General features: G+C 72.8%; 20 protein-coding genes. 13 read left to right on the top strand and 7 right to left on the bottom strand.

Going from position 1 to position 17,290, the window contains the following annotated elements; genetic code table 11:
* Positions 1-23: 23 nt before the first annotated feature.
* Positions 24-356: an STAS domain-containing protein gene (locus DKL51_RS12070; RefSeq protein WP_109944627.1), complete on the bottom strand. Its 333-nt coding sequence runs from the start codon at positions 354-356 to the stop codon at positions 24-26.
* Positions 357-519: 163 nt separating this feature from the next.
* Here DKL51_RS12070 and hemL point away from each other — a divergent pair, with 163 nt between their 5' ends.
* The 6 genes from hemL to ccsB all read left to right on the top strand — a co-directional run bounded on the left by hemL (position 520) and on the right by ccsB (position 6,561).
* Positions 520-1,857, top strand: coding sequence for a glutamate-1-semialdehyde 2,1-aminomutase (gene hemL / locus DKL51_RS12065; RefSeq protein WP_109944626.1), 1,338 nt, complete (start codon positions 520-522; stop codon positions 1,855-1,857).
* A gap of 64 nt (positions 1,858-1,921) precedes the next feature.
* A complete protein-coding gene (locus DKL51_RS12060; RefSeq protein ID WP_109944625.1) occupies positions 1,922-2,569 on the top strand; it encodes a histidine phosphatase family protein in 648 nt (215 codons plus the stop codon).
* Positions 2,569-3,144 (top strand): TlpA family protein disulfide reductase, encoded by a 576-nt coding sequence (locus DKL51_RS12055; RefSeq protein WP_109944624.1) that lies wholly within the window; start codon positions 2,569-2,571, stop codon positions 3,142-3,144. Before DKL51_RS12060 ends, DKL51_RS12055 begins: the two co-directional genes overlap by 1 nt.
* Positions 3,144-3,965: a cytochrome c biogenesis CcdA family protein gene (locus DKL51_RS12050; RefSeq protein ID WP_109944623.1), complete on the top strand. Its 822-nt coding sequence runs from the start codon at positions 3,144-3,146 to the stop codon at positions 3,963-3,965. The genes DKL51_RS12055 and DKL51_RS12050 overlap by 1 nt, the downstream gene beginning before the upstream one ends.
* Entirely contained in the window at positions 3,965-5,584 is a 1,620-nt protein-coding gene (gene resB, locus DKL51_RS12045) for a cytochrome c biogenesis protein ResB (protein ID WP_109944622.1), read from the top strand. Before DKL51_RS12050 ends, resB begins: the two co-directional genes overlap by 1 nt.
* Entirely contained in the window at positions 5,584-6,561 is a 978-nt protein-coding gene (gene ccsB / locus DKL51_RS12040) for a c-type cytochrome biogenesis protein CcsB (protein WP_109944621.1), read from the top strand. Before resB ends, ccsB begins: the two co-directional genes overlap by 1 nt.
* On the opposite strand, the gene DKL51_RS12035 is transcribed toward ccsB, so the two are convergent.
* Together DKL51_RS12035 and DKL51_RS12030 are read right to left on the bottom strand one after the other, a co-directional pair.
* Complete coding sequence (locus DKL51_RS12035; protein ID WP_109944620.1) at positions 6,554-6,760, bottom strand: hypothetical protein; 207 nt, start codon at positions 6,758-6,760, stop codon at positions 6,554-6,556. The two genes, ccsB and DKL51_RS12035, sit on opposite strands and share 8 nt — an antisense overlap.
* A gap of 53 nt (positions 6,761-6,813) precedes the next feature.
* Positions 6,814-7,290 carry a MarR family winged helix-turn-helix transcriptional regulator gene (locus DKL51_RS12030; RefSeq protein WP_109944619.1) on the bottom strand — a complete coding sequence of 159 codons (477 nt, stop codon included), beginning with the start codon at positions 7,288-7,290 and terminating at the stop codon, positions 6,814-6,816.
* Positions 7,291-7,353: 63 nt separating this feature from the next.
* Here DKL51_RS12030 and DKL51_RS12025 point away from each other — a divergent pair, with 63 nt between their 5' ends.
* Positions 7,354-7,914 carry a carboxymuconolactone decarboxylase family protein gene (locus tag DKL51_RS12025; protein WP_109944618.1) on the top strand — a complete coding sequence of 187 codons (561 nt, stop codon included), beginning with the start codon at positions 7,354-7,356 and terminating at the stop codon, positions 7,912-7,914.
* Between the two features lie 9 nt (positions 7,915-7,923).
* Here the strand turns inward: DKL51_RS12025 and DKL51_RS12020 are convergent, their stop codons facing one another.
* Positions 7,924-8,796 (bottom strand): alpha/beta fold hydrolase, encoded by an 873-nt coding sequence (locus DKL51_RS12020; protein ID WP_109944617.1) that lies wholly within the window; start codon positions 8,794-8,796, stop codon positions 7,924-7,926.
* A 145-nt stretch (positions 8,797-8,941) separates the two neighbouring features.
* Here DKL51_RS12020 and DKL51_RS12015 point away from each other — a divergent pair, with 145 nt between their 5' ends.
* Both DKL51_RS12015 and mqnP read left to right on the top strand, forming a co-directional pair.
* Complete coding sequence (locus DKL51_RS12015; protein WP_109944616.1) at positions 8,942-10,402, top strand: menaquinone biosynthesis decarboxylase; 1,461 nt, start codon at positions 8,942-8,944, stop codon at positions 10,400-10,402.
* Positions 10,402-11,313, top strand: a complete 912-nt coding sequence (gene mqnP / locus DKL51_RS12010) for a menaquinone biosynthesis prenyltransferase MqnP (RefSeq protein WP_109944615.1) — start codon at positions 10,402-10,404, stop codon at positions 11,311-11,313. The genes DKL51_RS12015 and mqnP overlap by 1 nt, the downstream gene beginning before the upstream one ends.
* Positions 11,314-11,317: 4 nt before the next feature.
* On the opposite strand, the gene DKL51_RS12005 is transcribed toward mqnP, so the two are convergent.
* Positions 11,318-12,283: a terpene synthase family protein gene (locus DKL51_RS12005; protein ID WP_109944614.1), complete on the bottom strand. Its 966-nt coding sequence runs from the start codon at positions 12,281-12,283 to the stop codon at positions 11,318-11,320.
* Between the two features lie 170 nt (positions 12,284-12,453).
* On the opposite strand from DKL51_RS12005, the gene DKL51_RS12000 reads away from it, so the two are divergent.
* Positions 12,454-13,083 (top strand): UbiX family flavin prenyltransferase, encoded by a 630-nt coding sequence (locus tag DKL51_RS12000; RefSeq protein WP_109944613.1) that lies wholly within the window; start codon positions 12,454-12,456, stop codon positions 13,081-13,083.
* Positions 13,084-13,151: 68 nt separating this feature from the next.
* Here DKL51_RS12000 and DKL51_RS11995 read toward each other — a convergent pair whose 3' ends face one another.
* Positions 13,152-13,418 (bottom strand): BldC family transcriptional regulator, encoded by a 267-nt coding sequence (locus DKL51_RS11995; RefSeq protein WP_109944612.1) that lies wholly within the window; start codon positions 13,416-13,418, stop codon positions 13,152-13,154.
* A gap of 269 nt (positions 13,419-13,687) precedes the next feature.
* On the opposite strand from DKL51_RS11995, the gene DKL51_RS11990 reads away from it, so the two are divergent.
* From DKL51_RS11990 to cds1, 3 genes are all read left to right on the top strand, one after another.
* Complete coding sequence (locus tag DKL51_RS11990) at positions 13,688-14,146, top strand: Lrp/AsnC family transcriptional regulator (RefSeq protein ID WP_109944611.1); 459 nt, start codon at positions 13,688-13,690, stop codon at positions 14,144-14,146.
* Between the two features lie 348 nt (positions 14,147-14,494).
* The gene (locus DKL51_RS11985; RefSeq protein ID WP_109944610.1) at positions 14,495-15,340 is read left to right on the top strand and encodes an SDR family NAD(P)-dependent oxidoreductase; all 846 of its coding nucleotides are present in this window, start codon (positions 14,495-14,497) and stop codon (positions 15,338-15,340) included.
* Between the two features lie 10 nt (positions 15,341-15,350).
* On the top strand, positions 15,351-16,442 hold the full coding sequence (cds1, locus tag DKL51_RS11980) for an L-cysteine desulfhydrase Cds1 (RefSeq protein ID WP_109944609.1): 1,092 nt from the start codon (positions 15,351-15,353) through the stop codon (positions 16,440-16,442).
* Between the two features lie 6 nt (positions 16,443-16,448).
* Here the strand turns inward: cds1 and DKL51_RS11975 are convergent, their stop codons facing one another.
* Positions 16,449-17,069 carry a putative glycolipid-binding domain-containing protein gene (locus DKL51_RS11975; RefSeq protein ID WP_109944629.1) on the bottom strand — a complete coding sequence of 207 codons (621 nt, stop codon included), beginning with the start codon at positions 17,067-17,069 and terminating at the stop codon, positions 16,449-16,451.
* Positions 17,070-17,290: the final 221 nt, after the last annotated feature.

Genomic DNA, 17,290 nt, shown 5'->3' with positions numbered 1-17,290 from the left:
GGGAAGGACCGGGTGGGGGTCTGTCAGGGGGCGGTTTCGTTGCGGATCATCAGGGCGGAGCGGAGGCCGGTGATGTCCAGGACGCGGAGCAGGAAGTCGCCGACGTTGCTCAGCACGAGCAGGCTCTGCGCGTGGCTGGCCTTGCGGCTGAGCACGACGAGGGTGCCGAGCCCCTGCGAGTCGCAGAAGGTCACCCCGCCCAGATCGAGCACGATGCGCGGCGGGGGATCGGTCAGCACCTCATTGACGACGGTGGAGAGCTGGCCGGCCGTGAGCATGTCGATCTCACCGGCCAGGCGAAGAACAACTTCGTCGCCCGTCCGGTGTACCGTGATGGACAGTTCGGCACGATCCACCCGGCCAGCCTATCGCGATCTCGACCACCCGGCCCGGCGAGCGGACGGCCGGCTGCCGGTAGCCCGCGTCCCGGGCGTTCGGAGCTGATGCCGGGTGAGCCCGGTAACCCCGGCGCGGGGTGGCTGCCGATTCACCGTCCGGCGCTGACACAATGGCGGCATCGTGACCGATACCTTTTCCGCCGGATCCGGCCGCTACCCGGCCGACGCGCCGGCCTCCGAGGCCCTGTTCGACCGCGCCCAGGCCATCGTGCCCGGCGGGGTGAACTCCCCCGTGCGCGCGTTCCGTGCCGTGGGCGGCACCCCGCGCTTCATGGTCCGGGGGGAGGGTCCCTGGCTCTTTGACGCCGACGGCCGGCGCTACGTCGACCTGGTCTGCTCCTGGGGCCCGCTGATCCTCGGCCACGCGCACCCCGAGGTGGTGGCCGCCGTGCAGGCCGCCGCCGCGAAGGGCACCAGCTTCGGCACCCCCACCCCGGGCGAGGTCGAGCTGGCCGCCGAGATCGTCGACCGCACCCCGGTCGAGCAGGTCCGCCTGGTCAACTCGGGGACCGAGGCCACCATGTCGGCGATCCGGCTGGCTAGGGGCTACACCGGCCGCGCCAAGATCATCAAGTTCTCCGGCTGCTACCACGGCCACTCGGACGCGCTGCTCGCCGCCGCCGGCTCCGGGGTCGCCACCTTCGGCCTGCCCGACTCGCCCGGCGTGACCGGCGCGGCGGCCGGCGACACGATCGTGCTGCCGTACAACGACATCAAGGCCGTCGAGGAGGCGTTCGCGGCCGAGGGTCCGCACCTCGCCGCGATCATCACCGAGGCGGCCGCCGGCAACATGGGCGTCGTCGCCCCGCGCGACGGCTTCAACTCCGAACTCGCCCGGATCGCGCACGCGCACGGCGCGCTGCTCATCGTCGACGAGGTGATGACCGGGTTCCGGGTCTCCCGCGCCGGCTGGCACGGCCTCGACCCGTCCGACGCCGACCTTTGGACGTACGGGAAGGTCATGGGCGGTGGCCTGCCCGCCGCGGCCTTCGGTGGGCGCGCGGAGATCATGTCGAAGCTGGCTCCGGCCGGCCCGGTCTACCAGGCCGGCACCCTCTCCGGTAACCCGCTGGCCTGCGCCGCCGGCCTGGCCACGCTGCGGCTCGCCGACGACGCGCTCTACCGCCGGCTCGACGAGAACGCCGCCGCCGTGAGCAAGCTCGCCGGCGACGCGCTGGCCGCCGCCGGGGTCCCGCACCGGCTGTCGTACGCCGGCAACATGTTCTCGATCTTCTTCACCGACGCCGACGTCGTCGACTACGACAGCGCCCGCACCCAGCAGGTGCCCGCGTTCAAGGCGTTCTTCCACGCGATGCTCGCCGCCGGCGTCTACCTGCCGCCGAGCGCGTTCGAGGCGTGGTTCGTATCGGCGGCGCTGGACGCCGCCGCCCTGGAACAGATCGCCGCCGCCCTGCCCGGCGCGGCGACGGCAGCGGCAGCGGCGGGCAACGGGGGGTAGTGGCTGTGAGCGTGAGGAGTGAGCCGGGTCTGCGAGCCCCGCAGTCGCGACCGGAGAGGGCGCAGTGAGCGAGACGGTGGTGCACGTGCTGCGGCACGGCGAGGTGTACAACCCGGACCAGATCCTCTACGGCCGGCTGCCCGGCTTCCGCCTCTCGGAGCTGGGCGTGCAGATGGCCAAGGCCGCGGCGCAGGCGCTCGCCGAGCGGAACGTGGTGCACGTGGTGGCCAGCCCGCTGGAGCGTGCCCAGCAGACCGCCGAGCCGATCGCCGCGCAGTTCGGCCTCCCGGTGGGAGTGGACGAGCGGCTGATCGAGAGCGCGAACTGGTTCGAGGGCAAGCGGGTCTCTCCGGGCGACGGCTCGTTCCGCGACCCGCGCAACTGGTGGGTGCTGCGTGACCCGGTCACCCCCTCCTGGGGTGAGGCGTACCGGGTCATCGCGGAGCGGATGTTCGCCGCCCTGCACGCCGCCCGGATCGCCGCCGAGGGGCGGGAGGCCGTGCTGGTCTCCCACCAGCTTCCGATCTGGACGCTGCGCCGGTACGTCGAGCGCAAGCGGCTCTGGCACGACCCGCGCCGGCGGCAGTGCGGGCTGGCCAGCCTCACCTCGTTCCACTTCGACGGCGCCAAGGTCGTCGGCATCGGGTACACCGAGCCGGCCGCCCACCTGATCGCCATCTCGCCGACCGCCCGGACGGCCAAGGGAGCCTGATGCGCACCCGGAGCCCCGTCGCCGCCCTGCTCGCCGCCGTCACCGCCGTGACGGCGCTGGTCGGCTGCTCCTCCGGCAGCGAGGAGAGCCGGTGCACCAGCAAGGCCGGCATCATCGAGTGCGCCCCCGACCAGCGCTCGGCGGCCCCGAAGATCACCGGTGAGCTGCTCACCGGCGGCCCGTACGACGTCGCCCAGGCGCGCGGCCAGGTGGTCGTGCTGAACTTCTGGGGCTCCTGGTGCGCGCCCTGCCGGGCCGAGGCCGACGACCTGGAGGCCACCTACCAGGCCACCAAGGGTTCCGGGGTGACCTTCCTCGGGATCAACATCCAGGACAGCAAGGACAAGGCGATCGCCTTCGAGGAGGGCCGGGTCACCTACCCGAGCCTCTTCGACCCGGCGAGCCGGCTGGCGCTGTCCCTGGACATTCCGCCGAACACCATCCCGGCCACCGTCATCCTCGACCGGGACGGCCGGATCGCCACGGTGATCCGGGCCGCGGTCACCCAGGAAGGCCTGCGTCCCCTCGTCGAGCGGGTCGCCGCGGAGCAGCCGGCGCCCAACGGGTCCCGCTGATGGGCGAGACGTTCCGCCAGCTCGCCCAGTCCGGCCCGCTGCTGCTGGCGATCGGCGCGGCGGCGCTCGCCGGGCTGGTCAGCTTCCTCTCTCCGTGCGTGCTGCCGCTGGTGCCGGGCTACCTGTCGTACGTGACCGGGTTGGCCGGCGCGGACCTGGAGGGCCGGACCCGGCCGGAGGCGCCCGGGACCGGCGGCGAGCCGAGCGGCGGCGGGGCGCTGGCCACCCGACCGGCGGTCGCCGTCAAGGGCCGGGTGCTCGCCGGGACGCTGCTCTTCATCGCCGGGTTCACCGTCGTCTTCACCGCCACCGCGATCCTCTTCGCCGGGGTCGGCAAGGTGTTCTTCCAGCACGAACGCACGCTGGAGATCGTCATCGGCGCGCTGATCATCGTGCTGGGGCTGGGCTACCTCGGCCTGGTGCCCGGCATGGAACGCGAGTTCCGGATCCACCGGCTGCCCGCCGCCGGGTTGCTCGGCGCTCCGGTCTTCGGCGCGGTCTTCGCGCTGAGCTGGGTGCCCTGCGTCGGCCCGACGCTCGGCGCGGTGGTGGGAATGGCCACGGTGGCCGGGCAGACCAGCCGCGCCGTGGTGCTGGCCGTGGCGTACTGCCTCGGGCTGGGGGTACCGTTCGTCGTCTTCGGGCTGGGCTTCCACCGCCTGCTCGGCGTGTTCCGTGCCGTGCGGCGCAACAGCCGCTGGGTCACCCGGATCGGTGGCGCCCTGCTGATCCTGATCGGCCTGGCCCTCGTCACCGGCGGGTGGCAGAACTTCGTGATCTGGCTGCAGACGACCGTCGGCGTGGGCGAGGTGAGCATCTGATGACGACCGTGGACGACCGGCCGGCGGCCCCGCCCGCCGAGGCGCCCCGGCGACGGGTCAACCCGGTGCTGGCCCTGCTGCGCAACTCGTGGCGGCAGCTGACCAGCATGCGCACCGCGCTGGTCCTGCTCTTCCTGCTCGCGGTCGCCGCCATCCCCGGCTCGGTGCTGCCGCAGCGCGGGGTCAACCCGGAGAAGGTCAACCAGTACTTCGTCGACCACCCCGACCTGGCCCCGCGGCTGAACCAGCTCGGCATGTTCGAGGTCTTCGGCTCGGTCTGGTTCTCCGCGATCTACCTGCTGCTCTTCACCTCGCTGGTCGGCTGCGTCCTGCCCCGGATGCGGGACCACGTCCGGGCGCTGCGCTCCCGGCCGCCGGCCGCACCGAAGCGGCTGGACCGGCTGCCCCAGCACGCCGTCCTGGAGGCGCCGGCCGCCGCCGACCCGGAGGCGATCGCCGCGGTGCTGCGGCGGCGCCGCTGGCGGGTCGAGGTCCGCGGCAACGAGGTCTCCGCCGAGAAGGGCTACCTCAAGGAGACCGGCAACCTGCTCTTCCACACCTCGCTGGTCGCCGTCCTGCTTGGGGTCGCGGTCGGTTCCTGGTACGGCTGGCACGGCAACCGGCTGCTGGTGGCGGGCGAGGAGAACGCGTTCTGCAACACCCGTCAGCAGTACAGCGAGGCGTCGCTCGGCCCGCGGGTGGACAGCGCCGACCTGCCGCCGTTCTGCCTGACGCTGGACGACTTCGACGCGAAGTTCCTTCCGTCCGGGCAGCCGGCCAGCTTCTGGGCCACCGTGACGGTGGACGAGCCGGACGGGTCGAAGCGGACCGCCGGGTTCTCGGTCAACTCGCCGCTGCGGCTCGGCTCCGCCAACGTCTACCTGCTCGGCCACGGGTACGCGCCGATCCTGAAGTACACCGACCGGTACGGGCGCAGCCAGACCAGCACCGTGCCGTTTCTGACCACCGGCGACACCAACCTGACCGGTGAGGGGGTGGCCGCCTTCCCCGACGCGAACGTCGACCCGAAGACCGGCAAGCGGGCCCCGGACCAGCAGGTGGCCTTCGACGGGCTCTACCTGCCCACCGCCCCGGACAACCCGCCGTTCGTCGCGTCCCAGTTCCCGGAGGAGCGGAACCCGGCCGTGGTGCTGGTGGCGTACCGGGGCAACCTCGGGCTGGACGCCGGCATCCCCGGCTCGGTCTACAAGCTGGACCAGCGCCAGGTGGACAACGGCAAGCTCAAGCAGATCGGCGACAAGAAGCTCGGCGTCGGCGAGAAGTGGACCCTGGACGACGGCAGCACGCTGGAGTTCCTCGGCACGAAGCCGTACGCCACCCTCTCCGTCCGGTACGCCCCCGGGCAGACGCTGATGCTCGGCGCCTGCGTGGTGCTGCTGGCCGGCCTGATGGGTTCGCTCTTCGGCCGGCGGCGGCGGGTCTGGTTCCGGGTGGCGCCCCCGGACAGTGGATCTCCGACGGGCGGTAGTAGCTTGGTGGAGGCCGGCGGGCTGCCGCGCACCGAACATCCAGGGTTCGCCGACGAGTTCGCGCAGCTCGTCGCCGCGGTGAGCGACGACGAGCGGGGCGCCGGGCGGGCGCGAGAAGGAGTCGAGTGATGTCCGCACTCTCCGACCAGCTGGTGACATTCGCGATCCTGGCGTACCTGGTCGCGATGATCAGCCACGCCGTCGAGTACGCGCTCGGCAACGCGCGCGCGGTGACCGCGAAGGCCGCCCCGGCCCGGGAACTGGTCGGCGCGGGTGTCGGCGCGGCCGGTGGCATCGTCGAGCCCCCCGCCGCCCCGGCCGAGATCCGGCCCAGCCGGTCGGCCGAGCGGGCCCGACTGGCCGGCCGGATCGCCGCCGGGCTCACCGCGCTCGCCGCCGTGCTGCACCTGGCTGGTCTGGTGACCCGGGGCGTCGCCGCGGGGCGGATGCCCTGGGGCAACATGTACGAGTTCGTGCTGACGGTCACCTTCATCGGGGCCGCGGCCTGGCTGGTGGTGCTCTGGAAGCGCCCCTCGCTGCGCCAGCTCGGGCTCTTCCTGACCCTGGTCATGGTGCTGCTGCTGGCCTTCGCCGAGCTGAAGCTCAAGGTCGCGGTCGAGCCGCTGATGCCGGCGCTGCAGTCGTACTGGTTCCTCATCCACGTGTCGACGATCGTCTTCGCGTCCGGCATCTTCCTGCTGGGCGTGGTGCCGGCGGTGGCGTACCTGTTGCGGGCCGGCTGGGAGCAGGGCCGGCGGAGCTTCCCGTACACCCTGGCCCGGCGGCTGCCGGGCGCGGCCGGCCTGGAGCGGCTGACCTTCACGCTGCACGCCTTCGCCTTCCCGATCTTCACCTTCGCGGTGATCGCCGGGGCGATCTGGGCCGAGGCGGCCTGGGGCCGGGCGTGGGGCTGGGACCCGAAGGAGACCTGGGCGTTCATCTCCTGGGTGGTCTACGCCGGCTACCTGCACGCCCGGGCCACCCCGAGCGTGAAGCGGAACGTGGCCACCTGGATCGCCGTGCTCGGCTTCCTGACCATGCTGATGAATCTCTTCGGGGTGAACTTCTTCTTCACCGGCCTGCACTCGTACGCCGGGGTCAACTGACCCGTGGCGGACGGCGTCCGCTGAGCACCTCGTCGACGCGCAGGGTGACCTGGTAGGCGACCTCGGGCAGGTCGGCGAGTTCGAGCCGGTCGGCCCGCAGGGCGAACTGGGCGTGCAGTTCGCGGGCGACGGCGTCCCGGATCGCCACCAGCAGTGGCGAGAGCCCGTCCGGTTCGCCCACCACGTACGCATCGTCCACGGGTCGATGGTGCCGCTCTCGTGCGGCGGGCGGTCAAGAGCGGCAGAGATTTGTCACCCGGCGAACCACCCGGGGACGTCGAGGCGGAAGACGTCGGTAGGAACCATCCGGCGCAGGTCGTCCTCGATGGCCGCGACCCGCTCGGCGCCGAGCGTCGCCGCCCAGCGGTCCCGTAGCTGGTCGAAGACGACCGCCGAGCGGCGCAGCCCGTCGAGGCCCCTCGCCGTCATCCGGACCAGCTTGCGGCGGGCGTCGGCGGGGTCGTCGGCGCGTTCCAGGTAGCCGAGCGCGACCAGCCGGTCCACCGTCTTGCCCGCCGCCTGCTTGGAGACGCCGAGGCGCTGGCCCAGCTCGGAGGCCGTGGTGCCGTCGACTCCCACGGCCTGGAGCACGAAGCCGTGCGCCGGCCGCAGCTCGGGGTGCCCCTGGCGGGCCAGCTCCGCGTGCAGGTCGTCGATGAGCGTGCGGAAGCCGGCGAGCAGCAGCAGCGGGAGCATGAAGCCCGGGCGGTCGGCGTCAGGCGTTGCCATACTCGACAACCCCGTTTACTATCTGGTCAACCACGTTGACTATCTTAACGGAGCGAGGTCCGCATGTCCCGACAGGTCTTCACCGCCCACACCACCGACACCGCGCCCACCGCCGCCCGGCCGACCATGGCCGGCGTGCACCGCAAGCTCGGCCACCTGCCCGGCGCGGTCGCCCTGATGGCCGAGTCCCCGGAGCTGCTCAAGGGCTTCCTCACCGCCAACGCCGTCTTCGAAGCGACCGACCTCGACCCGGTCGAGCGGGAGGTGGTCGTGCTGACCGTGGCGACCCGCAACGAGTGCCACCTCTGCGTGGCCATGCACAGCGCGGCGCTCGCCCGGCACGACGGCACGCCGGAGCTGATCGAGGCGCTCCGCACCGGCGCCAAGCTGTCCGACCCGCGGCTGGAGGCGCTGCGCCGGTTCACCCTCGCCGTGCTCGACCACCGGGGCGCGGTCCCGGACGACGAGTTGGACGCCTTCCTGGCCGCCGGCTGGCTGCCCCGGCACGCCCTGGACGTGGTGCTCGGCGTTGGCACCTACACCATCTCCACCTTCGCCAACCGGCTCACCGACGCGCCGCTCGACCCGCCCCTGGCCGCGTACGCCTGGGAGCCGGCCGCCTGACCGGCGGGCTCAGTCGCCGAGGAACGGCAGCACCAGGGCGGCCATTTCCGCCGGCCGCTCCTCGAAGAGCCAGTGGCCGCACTCCTCGACCACCTCGCCGGTGACCGTGTCGGCGTACCGGCGGACCTGCTCGGCGACCTGATCGCCGAGGCTGGTCCGGGCGCCGACGGCGAGCACCGGCATGGGCAGCTTCGTCGCCCGGTACGCCGCGTTGTCCGCGATGTCCTGCCCGAACGCCCGGAAGTACGCGAAGCTGGCCCGCAGGTGGGCCGGGGCGCGCAGGTGCCGGGCGTACTCCTCGACGTCGTCCGGCCCGAGACTGCCCTTGTTCACCATGATCGAGTCGGTGAACCGGTCGACCCAGAGCTCCTCCCGGCCCGCGATCAGCTGCTCGGGCAGGCCGTTGGTGACGTTGAAGAAGCCGAAGTTCCATACGGCCGGCCCGGCGGCGCTGAGTGCGGGGAACGCGTAGACGTTCTCGTCCGGGATGGGCGCCTCGGTCAGCACCAGCCGGGACACCTGGTCGGGGTGGGCGGCGGCGTACGCGTACGCGACCATGGTCCCCAGGTCGTGGCCGACCAGCCGGATGTCGCCGGCCAGTCCCAGCCCGGTGAGCAGCCCGTGCAGGTCGGCCGCGACGGTCTTCTTGTCGTACCCGTCGGGCGGCGCGTCACTGTCGCCGAAGCCGCGCAGGTCGGGCGCGACCACCTCGTACGTCCGCGCCAACTCGGGCAGCAGGTGACGCCACATGCGCCAGCACTGGGGATAGCCGTGCAGCAGCACCAGCGTGGGTCCGCTGCCGCCGCGGACGTAGTTCATCGTCGCGTCGCCGACCCGCATCCGCTGCTCGGTGAACCCCGCCGGGACCCGTTCGTCGCCCATCCCCACCCCTTCCGCCGCACCGGACGGCTCGACTACCCGGCCGGCTCCGGCCCATGCCGGTGAGCGGCGTCGACGAGGGCCGTTCCTCACAGGTCACACCACCCGGCGTGGGCGGGCCGGCGAGCGGTGCGGGAGACTGGCAGCCATGGCGGCTCGTGGCTTCCCGTACACCGACCTCAAGGACTTCCTCGCGGCGCTCGAGCGCGCGGGGGAGCTCCGGCGGGTGAGCGTTCCGGTGGACCCCACGCTGGAGATCAGCGCGGTGGTCACCCGGACCGTCCGTGCCGGCGGGCCGGCGCTGCTCTTCGAGCGGCCGACCCGGGGCGAGATGCCGGTCGCGATCAACCTCTTCGGCACCGAGAAGCGGATGGCGATGGCGCTCGGCGTCGACTCGCTGGACGAGATCGGCGAGCGGATCGGCGCGCTGGTCAAGCCGGAGCTGCCGGTCGGCTGGTCCGGCATCCGCGAGGGCCTCGGCAAGGTCATGCAGCTCAAGTCCGTGCCGCCGCGCAAGGTCAAGACCGCCCCCTGCCAGCAGGTGGTGTACCGGGGCGACGGCGTCGACCTCAACCGGCTGCCCGGGCTGCAGGTCTGGCCCGGCGACGGGGGGATCTTCCACAACTTCGGGCTGACCCACACCAAGCACCCGGAGACCGGCAAGCGCAACCTCGGTTTGTACCGGCTCCAGCAGCACAGCCGGAACACGCTGGGCATGCACTGGCAGATCCACAAGGACTCCACCGCCCACCACGCGGTGGCCGAGCGGCTCGGCCAGCGGCTCCCCGTCGCGATCGCCATCGGCTGCGACCCGGTGGTCAGCTACGCCGCCTCCGCGCCGCTCCCCGGCGACATCGACGAATACCTGTTCGCCGGGTTCCTGCGCGGCGAGCGGGTGGAGATGGTCGACTGCCTCACCGTGCCGCTGCAGGTGCCGGCGCACGCCCAGGTGGTGCTGGAGGGGTACCTGGAGCCCGGCGAGCGGCTGCCCGAGGGGCCGTTCGGCGACCACACCGGCTTCTACACGCCGGTCGAGCCGTTCCCGGTGCTGCACATCGAGACCATGACCATGCAGCGCGACCCGGTCTACCACTCGATCATCACCTCCAAGCCGCCGCAGGAGGACCACGGCCTCGGCAAGGCCACCGAGCGGATCTTCCAGCCGCTGCTCAAGCTGCTGATCCCGGACATCGTCGACTACGACCTGCCGGCCGCCGGCGTCTTCCACAACTGCGCGATCGTGTCGATCCGCAAGCGCTACCCGAAGCACGCGCAGAAGGTGATGAACGCGATCTGGGGCGCGCACCTGATGTCGCTCACCAAGCTGATCGTGATCGTCGACGAGGACTGCGACGTGCACGACTACAACGAGGTCGCCTTCCGCGCCTTCGGCAACGTCGACTACGCCCGCGACCTGCTCCTCACCGAGGGGCCGGTGGACCACCTCGACCACGCGTCGTACCAGCAGTTCTGGGGTGGCAAGGCGGGCATCGACGCCACCCGCAAGCTGCCCAGCGAGGGCTACACCCGAGGCTGGCCCGAGGAGATGTCCATGTCGCCCGAGGTGGTCTCGCTGGTCGACAAGCGCTGGAAGGAGTACGGGATCTGATGGCCGTCACCGAGGCCCCGGCGGAACGCCCCGGACGGGCCAAGTCCTTCCTCAAACTGGTCGCGATCGAGCACTCGGTCTTCGCGCTGCCCTTCGCGTACCTGTCGGCGCTGACCGCGATGCAGGTCGACGGCGGCCACGTACGCTGGCTCGACCTGCTGCTGATCACCGTGGCGATGGTCGGCGCGCGGACGTTCGCGATGGCCGCCAACCGGATCCTCGACCGGCAGATCGACGCGCGGAACCCGCGTACCGCCGGCCGGGAGCTGGTCACCGGGGCGGTCAGCGTGCGGACGGCCTGGACCGGCGCGGCGGTCGCGCTGCTGGTCTTCCTCGCCGCCGCCGCCCTGCTCAACCCGCTCTGCCTGGTGCTCGCGCCGCTCGCCGTGGTCCCGCTGGTCGTCTACCCGTACGGCAAGCGGTTCACCAACTGGCCGCACGCCATCCTGGCGATCGCGCAGGCGGTCGGCCCGGTCGGCGCCTGGCTCGCGGTCACCGGCACGCTCGACGGCTCCTGGCCGGCCTGGCTGCTCGGCGCTGCCGTGGGTCTCTGGATCGGCGGCTTCGACCTGATCTACGCCTGCCAGGACGCCGACGTCGACCGGCGGATCGGCGTGCACAGCGTCCCCGCCCGGTACGGCCTGCGCTTCGCGCTGCACGCCTCCACCGTCGCGCACGTGATCACCTTCGCGCTCTTCATCTGGTTCGGCGCGCTGGTCGGCTTCGGCTGGCTCTGGTGGATCGGGCTGGCGTTCACCGCGGTCGCCTTCGGCTACCAGCACCTGGTGGTCAGCCCGACCGACCTGAGCAAGGTCAACCGGGCCTTCTTCACCGCGAACGGGTTCGTCGGCATCGCGCTCTTCGTCTTCGCCCTGCTCGACCTGGTGCTCCGGCTCGGCCTGCGTCCCTGACCGCTCAGGAGCCGGGGGCGACCGGGTAGCGGGCGCTCTCCAGCGTCCAGTCGACGGTGCCGCGGACGGCGTTGGCCACCCCGTCGAGATGGGCGGTGACCGACTCGTCCAGCGCCGGACCGAACGACGGCACGGCGGCGCGCAGCGCGACGAAGCGGGTCATCTCCGTCCGCCAGCGCTCGGCCACCACCTCCACCGCGGACGCGATCGGCACGCCCCGCTCGGCGGCCACCGCCAGCACCAGGTTGTGCCCCCCGGCGGTGGCCCGGTCCCGGTCCAGCGAGGCGATGTCGTTGAACCAGGAGAGCAGGTCGTTGCCGAGGTCGCCGATCCGGCGCAGCGCGGGATGGTGGTAGACCGGGTCGGGTAGCGGCCGGCCGGTCGCGAACTCGATCAGCGGATATGACACGTACGCCGCCGAGGTGGCCCGGCGCAGTTCCACGTACTCGGCCACGCCGGGCGCCCGGCCGGCGGCCTTGGCGACCGACTCCCGCCAGGTGCCGTCGAGGTGGTGCGCGACCGCGTCGGCGAACCGGAGCCGCCAGCGGGCCGGCATCCGCCGTCGGGGCTCCCGCCACGCCTGCACGAGCAGCCGGCGCAGCGGCCCGGAGAAGCCGGGATGGCGCCACCGCGGGCCCTCCCGCAGCAGGGCGAGCGCCCCGTCGCGGAGCGCGCGGATCTGCCCCGGGGTGAGCCGGCCCGGCCCGTCGCACGCGTCGTCGATCAGGAAGAACCAGGTGAACAGGGCGGCCAGCACGCGCAGGTCCGGCTCGGTGGCGTCCGGGTAGAGCCGGCCGGCGTACCGGGCGAAGCCGGCCCGGGCCAGCCGGTCCCGCGCCGCGGCCTCCAGCGGCAGACCGAGGTGGGTGAACTGATCGACCAGCCACTCCTGCACGTCATCGGCGTATGGCGAGAGCCGGGGCGGGATCGCGCAGTGGGCCCGTAGTGACCAGAGCACCGCCTCCGTCATCACCGATCCCTTCCATTGACGTGGATCGTCGACGGAAGCATGTCAGGTTGCCGGGGCGGGCCGTGGCCCGGCGGGACAACGGGGGCCGGGACGGGACAACGCGGACCCTCCGGACCGGTACCGAGGGGGTGCCCGACCGTCCGCGGCAGTGACCAGGCAGGCTTGACGGTATGCGCGAACCATGGGTGGTCGGCGTCTCCGGGGCCTCCGGCACGCCGTACGCGGCGGCGGTCGTCCGGGGCCTGCTCGACGCCGGCGAAGCGGTGGACCTGATCGTTTCCCGGGCCGCCCGGCTGACCATCCTCGACGAGACCGGCCGACCGTTCCGGGACGGGCACTGGGCCGACGACCTGGCCGCCTGGCTGGGCCGCGACCTGGCGGACGCGGACGTACGGCACTGGCCCGCCGGCGACCTGGCGGCGGGGCCCAGCAGCGGCTCCTACCGGGTACGCGGCATGGCGGTAGTGCCGGCGAGCACCGCGGCCTGCGCGGGCATCGCGATCGGGCTCTCCAAGGATCTGCTGCAGCGGGCGGCCGAGGTCAACCTGAAGGAGCGGCGGCCGCTGGTGGTGGTGCCCCGGGAAACCCCGGTGACCCGCAGCCACCTGGAGCACCTGATCACGCTGCACGACGCCGGCGCGGTGGTGCTGCCCGCCAGCCCCGGGTTCTACGGCGCCGGGGCGTCGGCCTCGGCTGCGCAGCTGGTCGACTTCGTGGCGGGCAAGGTGCTGGACGCGCTGGGCGTACCGCACACCCTGTTCCGCCGCTGGTCCGGTGAGTTGGCCGCGGACCGCTCCTGACCGGAAGCGACCGCCTCAGCCGCACGCGGACCGGACCAGGCGGCCGGTCCGCGTGCCGATCCGACCACTCAGTACATGCCGGCGTTGGCCGGGCCGGGGCCGGTCGAGGCGGTCGGGCCAACGTTGCGTGGCTTGCCCATGTCCTCTCCCTCCTCCAGCATGCCCTCCCCCTCGAGGAGGGCTCGCACCTCGGATTCCCGAAACCGGCGATGTCCGCCTGGAGTCCGGATGCTGCCTATCCGGCCGGCCGCTGCCCATCGGGTCACGGTCTTCGGATCAACCCGAAACAGCGCGGCAACCTCACCCGGTGTCAGCAGGCGATCTCCAGTGTCCACAGCCCCCTCCTCGCGTTCGACGAAGCCCCCGGCTGAACACACTGCCCCCGGCCGGTGCGAGCCCAGAGCCGTCATGAGGGACGTATGGCAATTACAGCACCAGCGACCTGGCCTGTCCGCCAAACGCGAAAAACGCACTGAGTGGGAAGTTAGGAAATATTACCCGCGTCGGGTCTCCTTCGCGCTGTGTCCACAAACAGTTACATGACGTCATGCTCAACGGAAGCCGGTCGCCGGACGTTACGGGCGGGCGGCTAGGGTCGGACGTCGTGGACGCGATCGACCTGAGCCTCGTTGAGCTGCTGCGCGGCAACGCCCGCCTGTCGTACGCCGAGCTGGCCCGCCAGGTCGGCCTCTCGGCACCGGCGGTGCACGAACGGGTCGGCAAGCTGGAGTCCAGCGGGGTCATCCGGGCGTACCGGGCCGAGGTGGAGCCGGAGTCGATCGGGCTGGGCGTGACCGCGCTGATCGGCATCGTCGAGGACTCCGGCGGGGACACCGACGACGTGCTGGAGGCGTTCCGGCAGATGCCGGAGATCGAGTCCTGCTACTTCATGGCCGGGGTGGAGTCGTTCCTGCTGAAGGCGCGGGTCGGCACGATCGCCGAGCTGGAGCAGCTGATCGTACGGCTGAACCGCACCCCGGGCGTGGCCTCCACCCGCACCGGGATCGCCCTGTCGACCAAGTGGGAGAACCGCCCCCAGCCGCTCGAGCAGCCGGCCTCCTGAGCCGCCGGCCTTGGCGGAGGCCGTCGATCTGCCTGCTGCCTGTCACGCACCCCGCTCGGCGGTACGGCTACGGGAAGGCCTCCTTTGGAGCTGCCCCGTTCGTGCGTTCGGGCTCGGACGGGTGCGTGCGTTGGCCGTGTTTGTGCGGCGGGTAGCTGTTGATTTCTTTGGAGCTGCCCCGCTTGTGCGTCGGGGTTTCGGACCGGTGCGCGCCCTGTCCCTGCCCCGTTCGTGCGGGCAGCTCCAAAGCGAGTGACCACCGGTGTGCCGCCGCGGCGACCCCGTCTCCTTCCGGCGTCGGAGCGGCGGCTCTGGCGCGGCACGGAGACGGGGCGATACCGTGCGCCGATGACGACGCCAGCACCCGGAGCGGCCGTGGTGACCGGGGCGGCAGGCGGACTGGGCCGGGCCATCGCTGCCGCGCTGCACGCCGACGGTTGGCGGGTTCTCCTGACCGACCTGGACGCCGACGCGGTGGCCGCCGCCGCCGCCCCGCTGGGCGGCTGGTCCCGTCCGCTCGACGTGCGGGACGAGGGGGCCTGCGCCGCGGTGGCGGCCGAGGCCGCGCGGGGTATGCCCGGCGGGCTCGGACTCTGGGTGAACAACGCCGGAATCCTGGTCACCGGGCCCTCCTGGGAGCACGACGCGACAACGCGGCAGCGGGTGGTCGAGGTGAACGCCCTCGGCGCGATCACCGGCACCCTCTCCGCGCTGGAGGTCATGCGGGCCCAGGGCCACGGGCACGTCCTCAACGTGGTCTCCCTGGCCGGGCTGGTGGCCGCGCCCGGCGAGACCGTCTACTCGGCCAGCAAGCACGCGCTGCTCGCGTTCAGCCTCGGCACCCTCGCCGACCTGCGGATGGCCGGGGTCCGGGGCGTACACGTGTCGTGTCTCTGCCCGGACGGGATCTGGACCCCGATGCTGCACGACCGGCTCGACGACCCCGGGGCCCTGGCCTCCTTCACCGGGTCGATGCTGGCCCCGGAGCGGGTCGCGGCGCGGGCCGTCCGGCTGGCCCGCCGGCCCCGGCCGGTGGTGACCCTGCCGCGCTGGCGCGGCGCCCAGGTCCGGTTGCTCGACGCCTTCCCCCGGCTGGCGCTGGCGCTCACCCCGGTGGTCCGGGCCGCAGGCCGGGCCGGCCAGCGCCGGCAGCTTCGCCGGGTCGGGCCGGACCCGAACCGGCCTCGCTTGTAACGTTGCCGCCGTGACTCAACTGGACCGGTGCGACGAGGCCAGCCGCGCGTGGGTGACCGAGGCGATCGCGAACGTCGAGGCGGACGCCAACCGGTCCGCCGACACCCACCTGCTGCCCTTCCCGCTGCCCAGAGAGTGGGGCATCGACCTCTACCTCAAGGACGAGTCGGTGCACCCGACCGGCTCGCTCAAGCACCGGCTGGCCCGCTCGCTGTTCCTCTACGGGCTCTGCAACGGCTGGATCGGTCCGGGCACCACCATCGTCGAGGCCTCCTCCGGCTCGACCGCGGTCTCCGAGGCGTACTTCGCCCGGATGCTGGGGCTGCCGTTCATCGCGGTGATGCCCGCCTCCACCTCACCGGAGAAGATCGCCCAGATCGAGTTCCAGGGCGGGCGCTGCCACCTGGTGGAGGACCCGGCCAAGGTGGTGATCGAGGCGCGCTGGCTCGCCGAGGACTCCGGCGGGCACTTCATGGACCAGTTCACCTACGCCGAGCGGGCGACCGACTGGCGGGGCAACAACAACATCGCCGAGTCCATCTACTCCCAGCTCGCGCTGGAGCGGCACCCCGTACCGGCGTGGATCGTGGTGGGCGCCGGCACCGGCGGCACCAGCGCCACCATCGGCCGGTACGCCCGCTACCGGCGGCTGCCCACCAAGCTCTGCGTGGTCGACCCGGACAACTCGGCGTTCTACCCGGCCTGGCAGGCCGGCGACTGGTCGGTCCGCACCGACCGCGGCTCCCGGATCGAGGGGATCGGCCGGCCCTGCGTCGAGGCGTCCTTCCTGCCCTCCGTGGTCGACCGGATGGTCCAGGTGCCGGACGCGGCGTCGCTGGCCGCCATGCGCGCCGGTTCGCGGGTGCTCGGCCGCCGGGTGGGCGGGTCGACCGGCACCAACCTCTGGGGCGCGTTCGGGCTGATCGCCGAGATGCTGGCCGCCGGCCGGACCGGCTCGGTGGTCACCCTGATCTGCGACGCCGGCGACCGCTACGCCGACACGTACTACGCCGACGGGTGGGTCGCCGGTCAGGGCCTCGACCTCGGCCCGCACCTGGCCACCATCGACCGCTTCCTGACCACCGGCGCCTGGCCGGCCTGACCCGGGTCAGCGCGCGTCGATCCGCTCGGCCAGCCCGGAGTAGCGGACCACGAAGCCGTCCGGGTCGACGTCCAGCTCTGCGGTGAACGTGTCGCTGGAGAAGCGGACCCGCCCGGGCCCGAGCGACGTGTACTCCTGTTCGGCGGGGACCACCATCAGGCTCGGCACCAGCACCCAGGCCACGGTGACCCGCCGGGCGGTGTCCGCCGGCGCCTTGTCGAGGCCGAGCCGGCGTACCGGCAGGGTGTTGAAGAACGGGGAGCCGCCCAGGTCGATGTCGGCCGCCTCGGCCAGCCGGTCCGGGTCGTCCGTGCCGGGCAGCCCGGCCGGCGGGTGCCCGGCCGCGCGCAGCGCCGCGTCCAGGTCGCCCTGCTCGCCGGTGGTCACCCGCCACCGCCCACCGGTGGGTTCCAGCCGTACGCTGCGCGACCAGCCCGCCCCCTCGGCCTCCACCTGGAGCCGGGTGGTCGCCCAGTCCGGCCCGGCGGTCAGCTGGTACCGGCAGGTGTAGGGGAGGGGATCGACGGCCAGCGCGACGCCCCGAGCGGTCAGGCCCTGACCGTCGTCGAGGACGACGTGCTCCGCCCCGGCCGTGTCCGTCCTGGTCCAGAAGAGCGACTTGGGCATGGTCGGCATGAACCGGACGTTACGCCACACCGGCGCCATCGGCAGAGGATGCGGAAACGCCGCCGCGGAGCATGCGCTCCACGGCGGCGTCGGTGCAGATCAGTGGGTACGCGCTGGCGGCCGCCCGCCGAAGCCCCGCCGGTCGTCGCGCGGGCGGTCGTCCCGGCCCCGCCCCTCGGGACGGAAGCCGCCCCGGCGGTCGGCCGCGCGGAACTCCCCGC

This window comes from Micromonospora globispora (assembly GCF_003857015.1).
GTDB classification, from domain to species: domain Bacteria; phylum Actinomycetota; class Actinomycetes; order Mycobacteriales; family Micromonosporaceae; genus Micromonospora; species Micromonospora globispora.
The sequence above is the reverse complement of the archived record's forward strand: the minus strand, read 5'-3'. Positions and strand labels throughout refer to the sequence as shown.

What these genes read in the sequence shown, in the direction of transcription:
- DKL51_RS12025 (WP_109944618.1), top strand. Translation starts at nt 7,354, where the DNA reads ATGTCCCGACAGGTCTTCACCGCCCACACCACCGACACCGCGCCCACC.
- resB (WP_109944622.1), top strand. Translation starts at nt 3,965, where the DNA reads ATGACGACCGTGGACGACCGGCCGGCGGCCCCGCCCGCCGAGGCGCCC.
- DKL51_RS12055 (WP_109944624.1), top strand. Translation starts at nt 2,569, where the DNA reads ATGCGCACCCGGAGCCCCGTCGCCGCCCTGCTCGCCGCCGTCACCGCC.
- DKL51_RS12005 (WP_109944614.1), bottom strand. Translation starts at nt 12,283, where the DNA reads ATGACGGAGGCGGTGCTCTGGTCACTACGGGCCCACTGCGCGATCCCG.
- mqnP (WP_109944615.1), top strand. Translation starts at nt 10,402, where the DNA reads ATGGCCGTCACCGAGGCCCCGGCGGAACGCCCCGGACGGGCCAAGTCC.
- DKL51_RS11975 (WP_109944629.1), bottom strand. Translation starts at nt 17,069, where the DNA reads ATGCCCAAGTCGCTCTTCTGGACCAGGACGGACACGGCCGGGGCGGAG.
- ccsB (WP_109944621.1), top strand. Translation starts at nt 5,584, where the DNA reads ATGTCCGCACTCTCCGACCAGCTGGTGACATTCGCGATCCTGGCGTAC.
- DKL51_RS12000 (WP_109944613.1), top strand. Translation starts at nt 12,454, where the DNA reads ATGCGCGAACCATGGGTGGTCGGCGTCTCCGGGGCCTCCGGCACGCCG.
- DKL51_RS11985 (WP_109944610.1), top strand. Translation starts at nt 14,495, where the DNA reads ATGACGACGCCAGCACCCGGAGCGGCCGTGGTGACCGGGGCGGCAGGC.
- DKL51_RS12015 (WP_109944616.1), top strand. Translation starts at nt 8,942, where the DNA reads ATGGCGGCTCGTGGCTTCCCGTACACCGACCTCAAGGACTTCCTCGCG.
- DKL51_RS12030 (WP_109944619.1), bottom strand. Translation starts at nt 7,290, where the DNA reads ATGGCAACGCCTGACGCCGACCGCCCGGGCTTCATGCTCCCGCTGCTG.
- DKL51_RS12020 (WP_109944617.1), bottom strand. Translation starts at nt 8,796, where the DNA reads ATGGGCGACGAACGGGTCCCGGCGGGGTTCACCGAGCAGCGGATGCGG.
- DKL51_RS12050 (WP_109944623.1), top strand. Translation starts at nt 3,144, where the DNA reads ATGGGCGAGACGTTCCGCCAGCTCGCCCAGTCCGGCCCGCTGCTGCTG.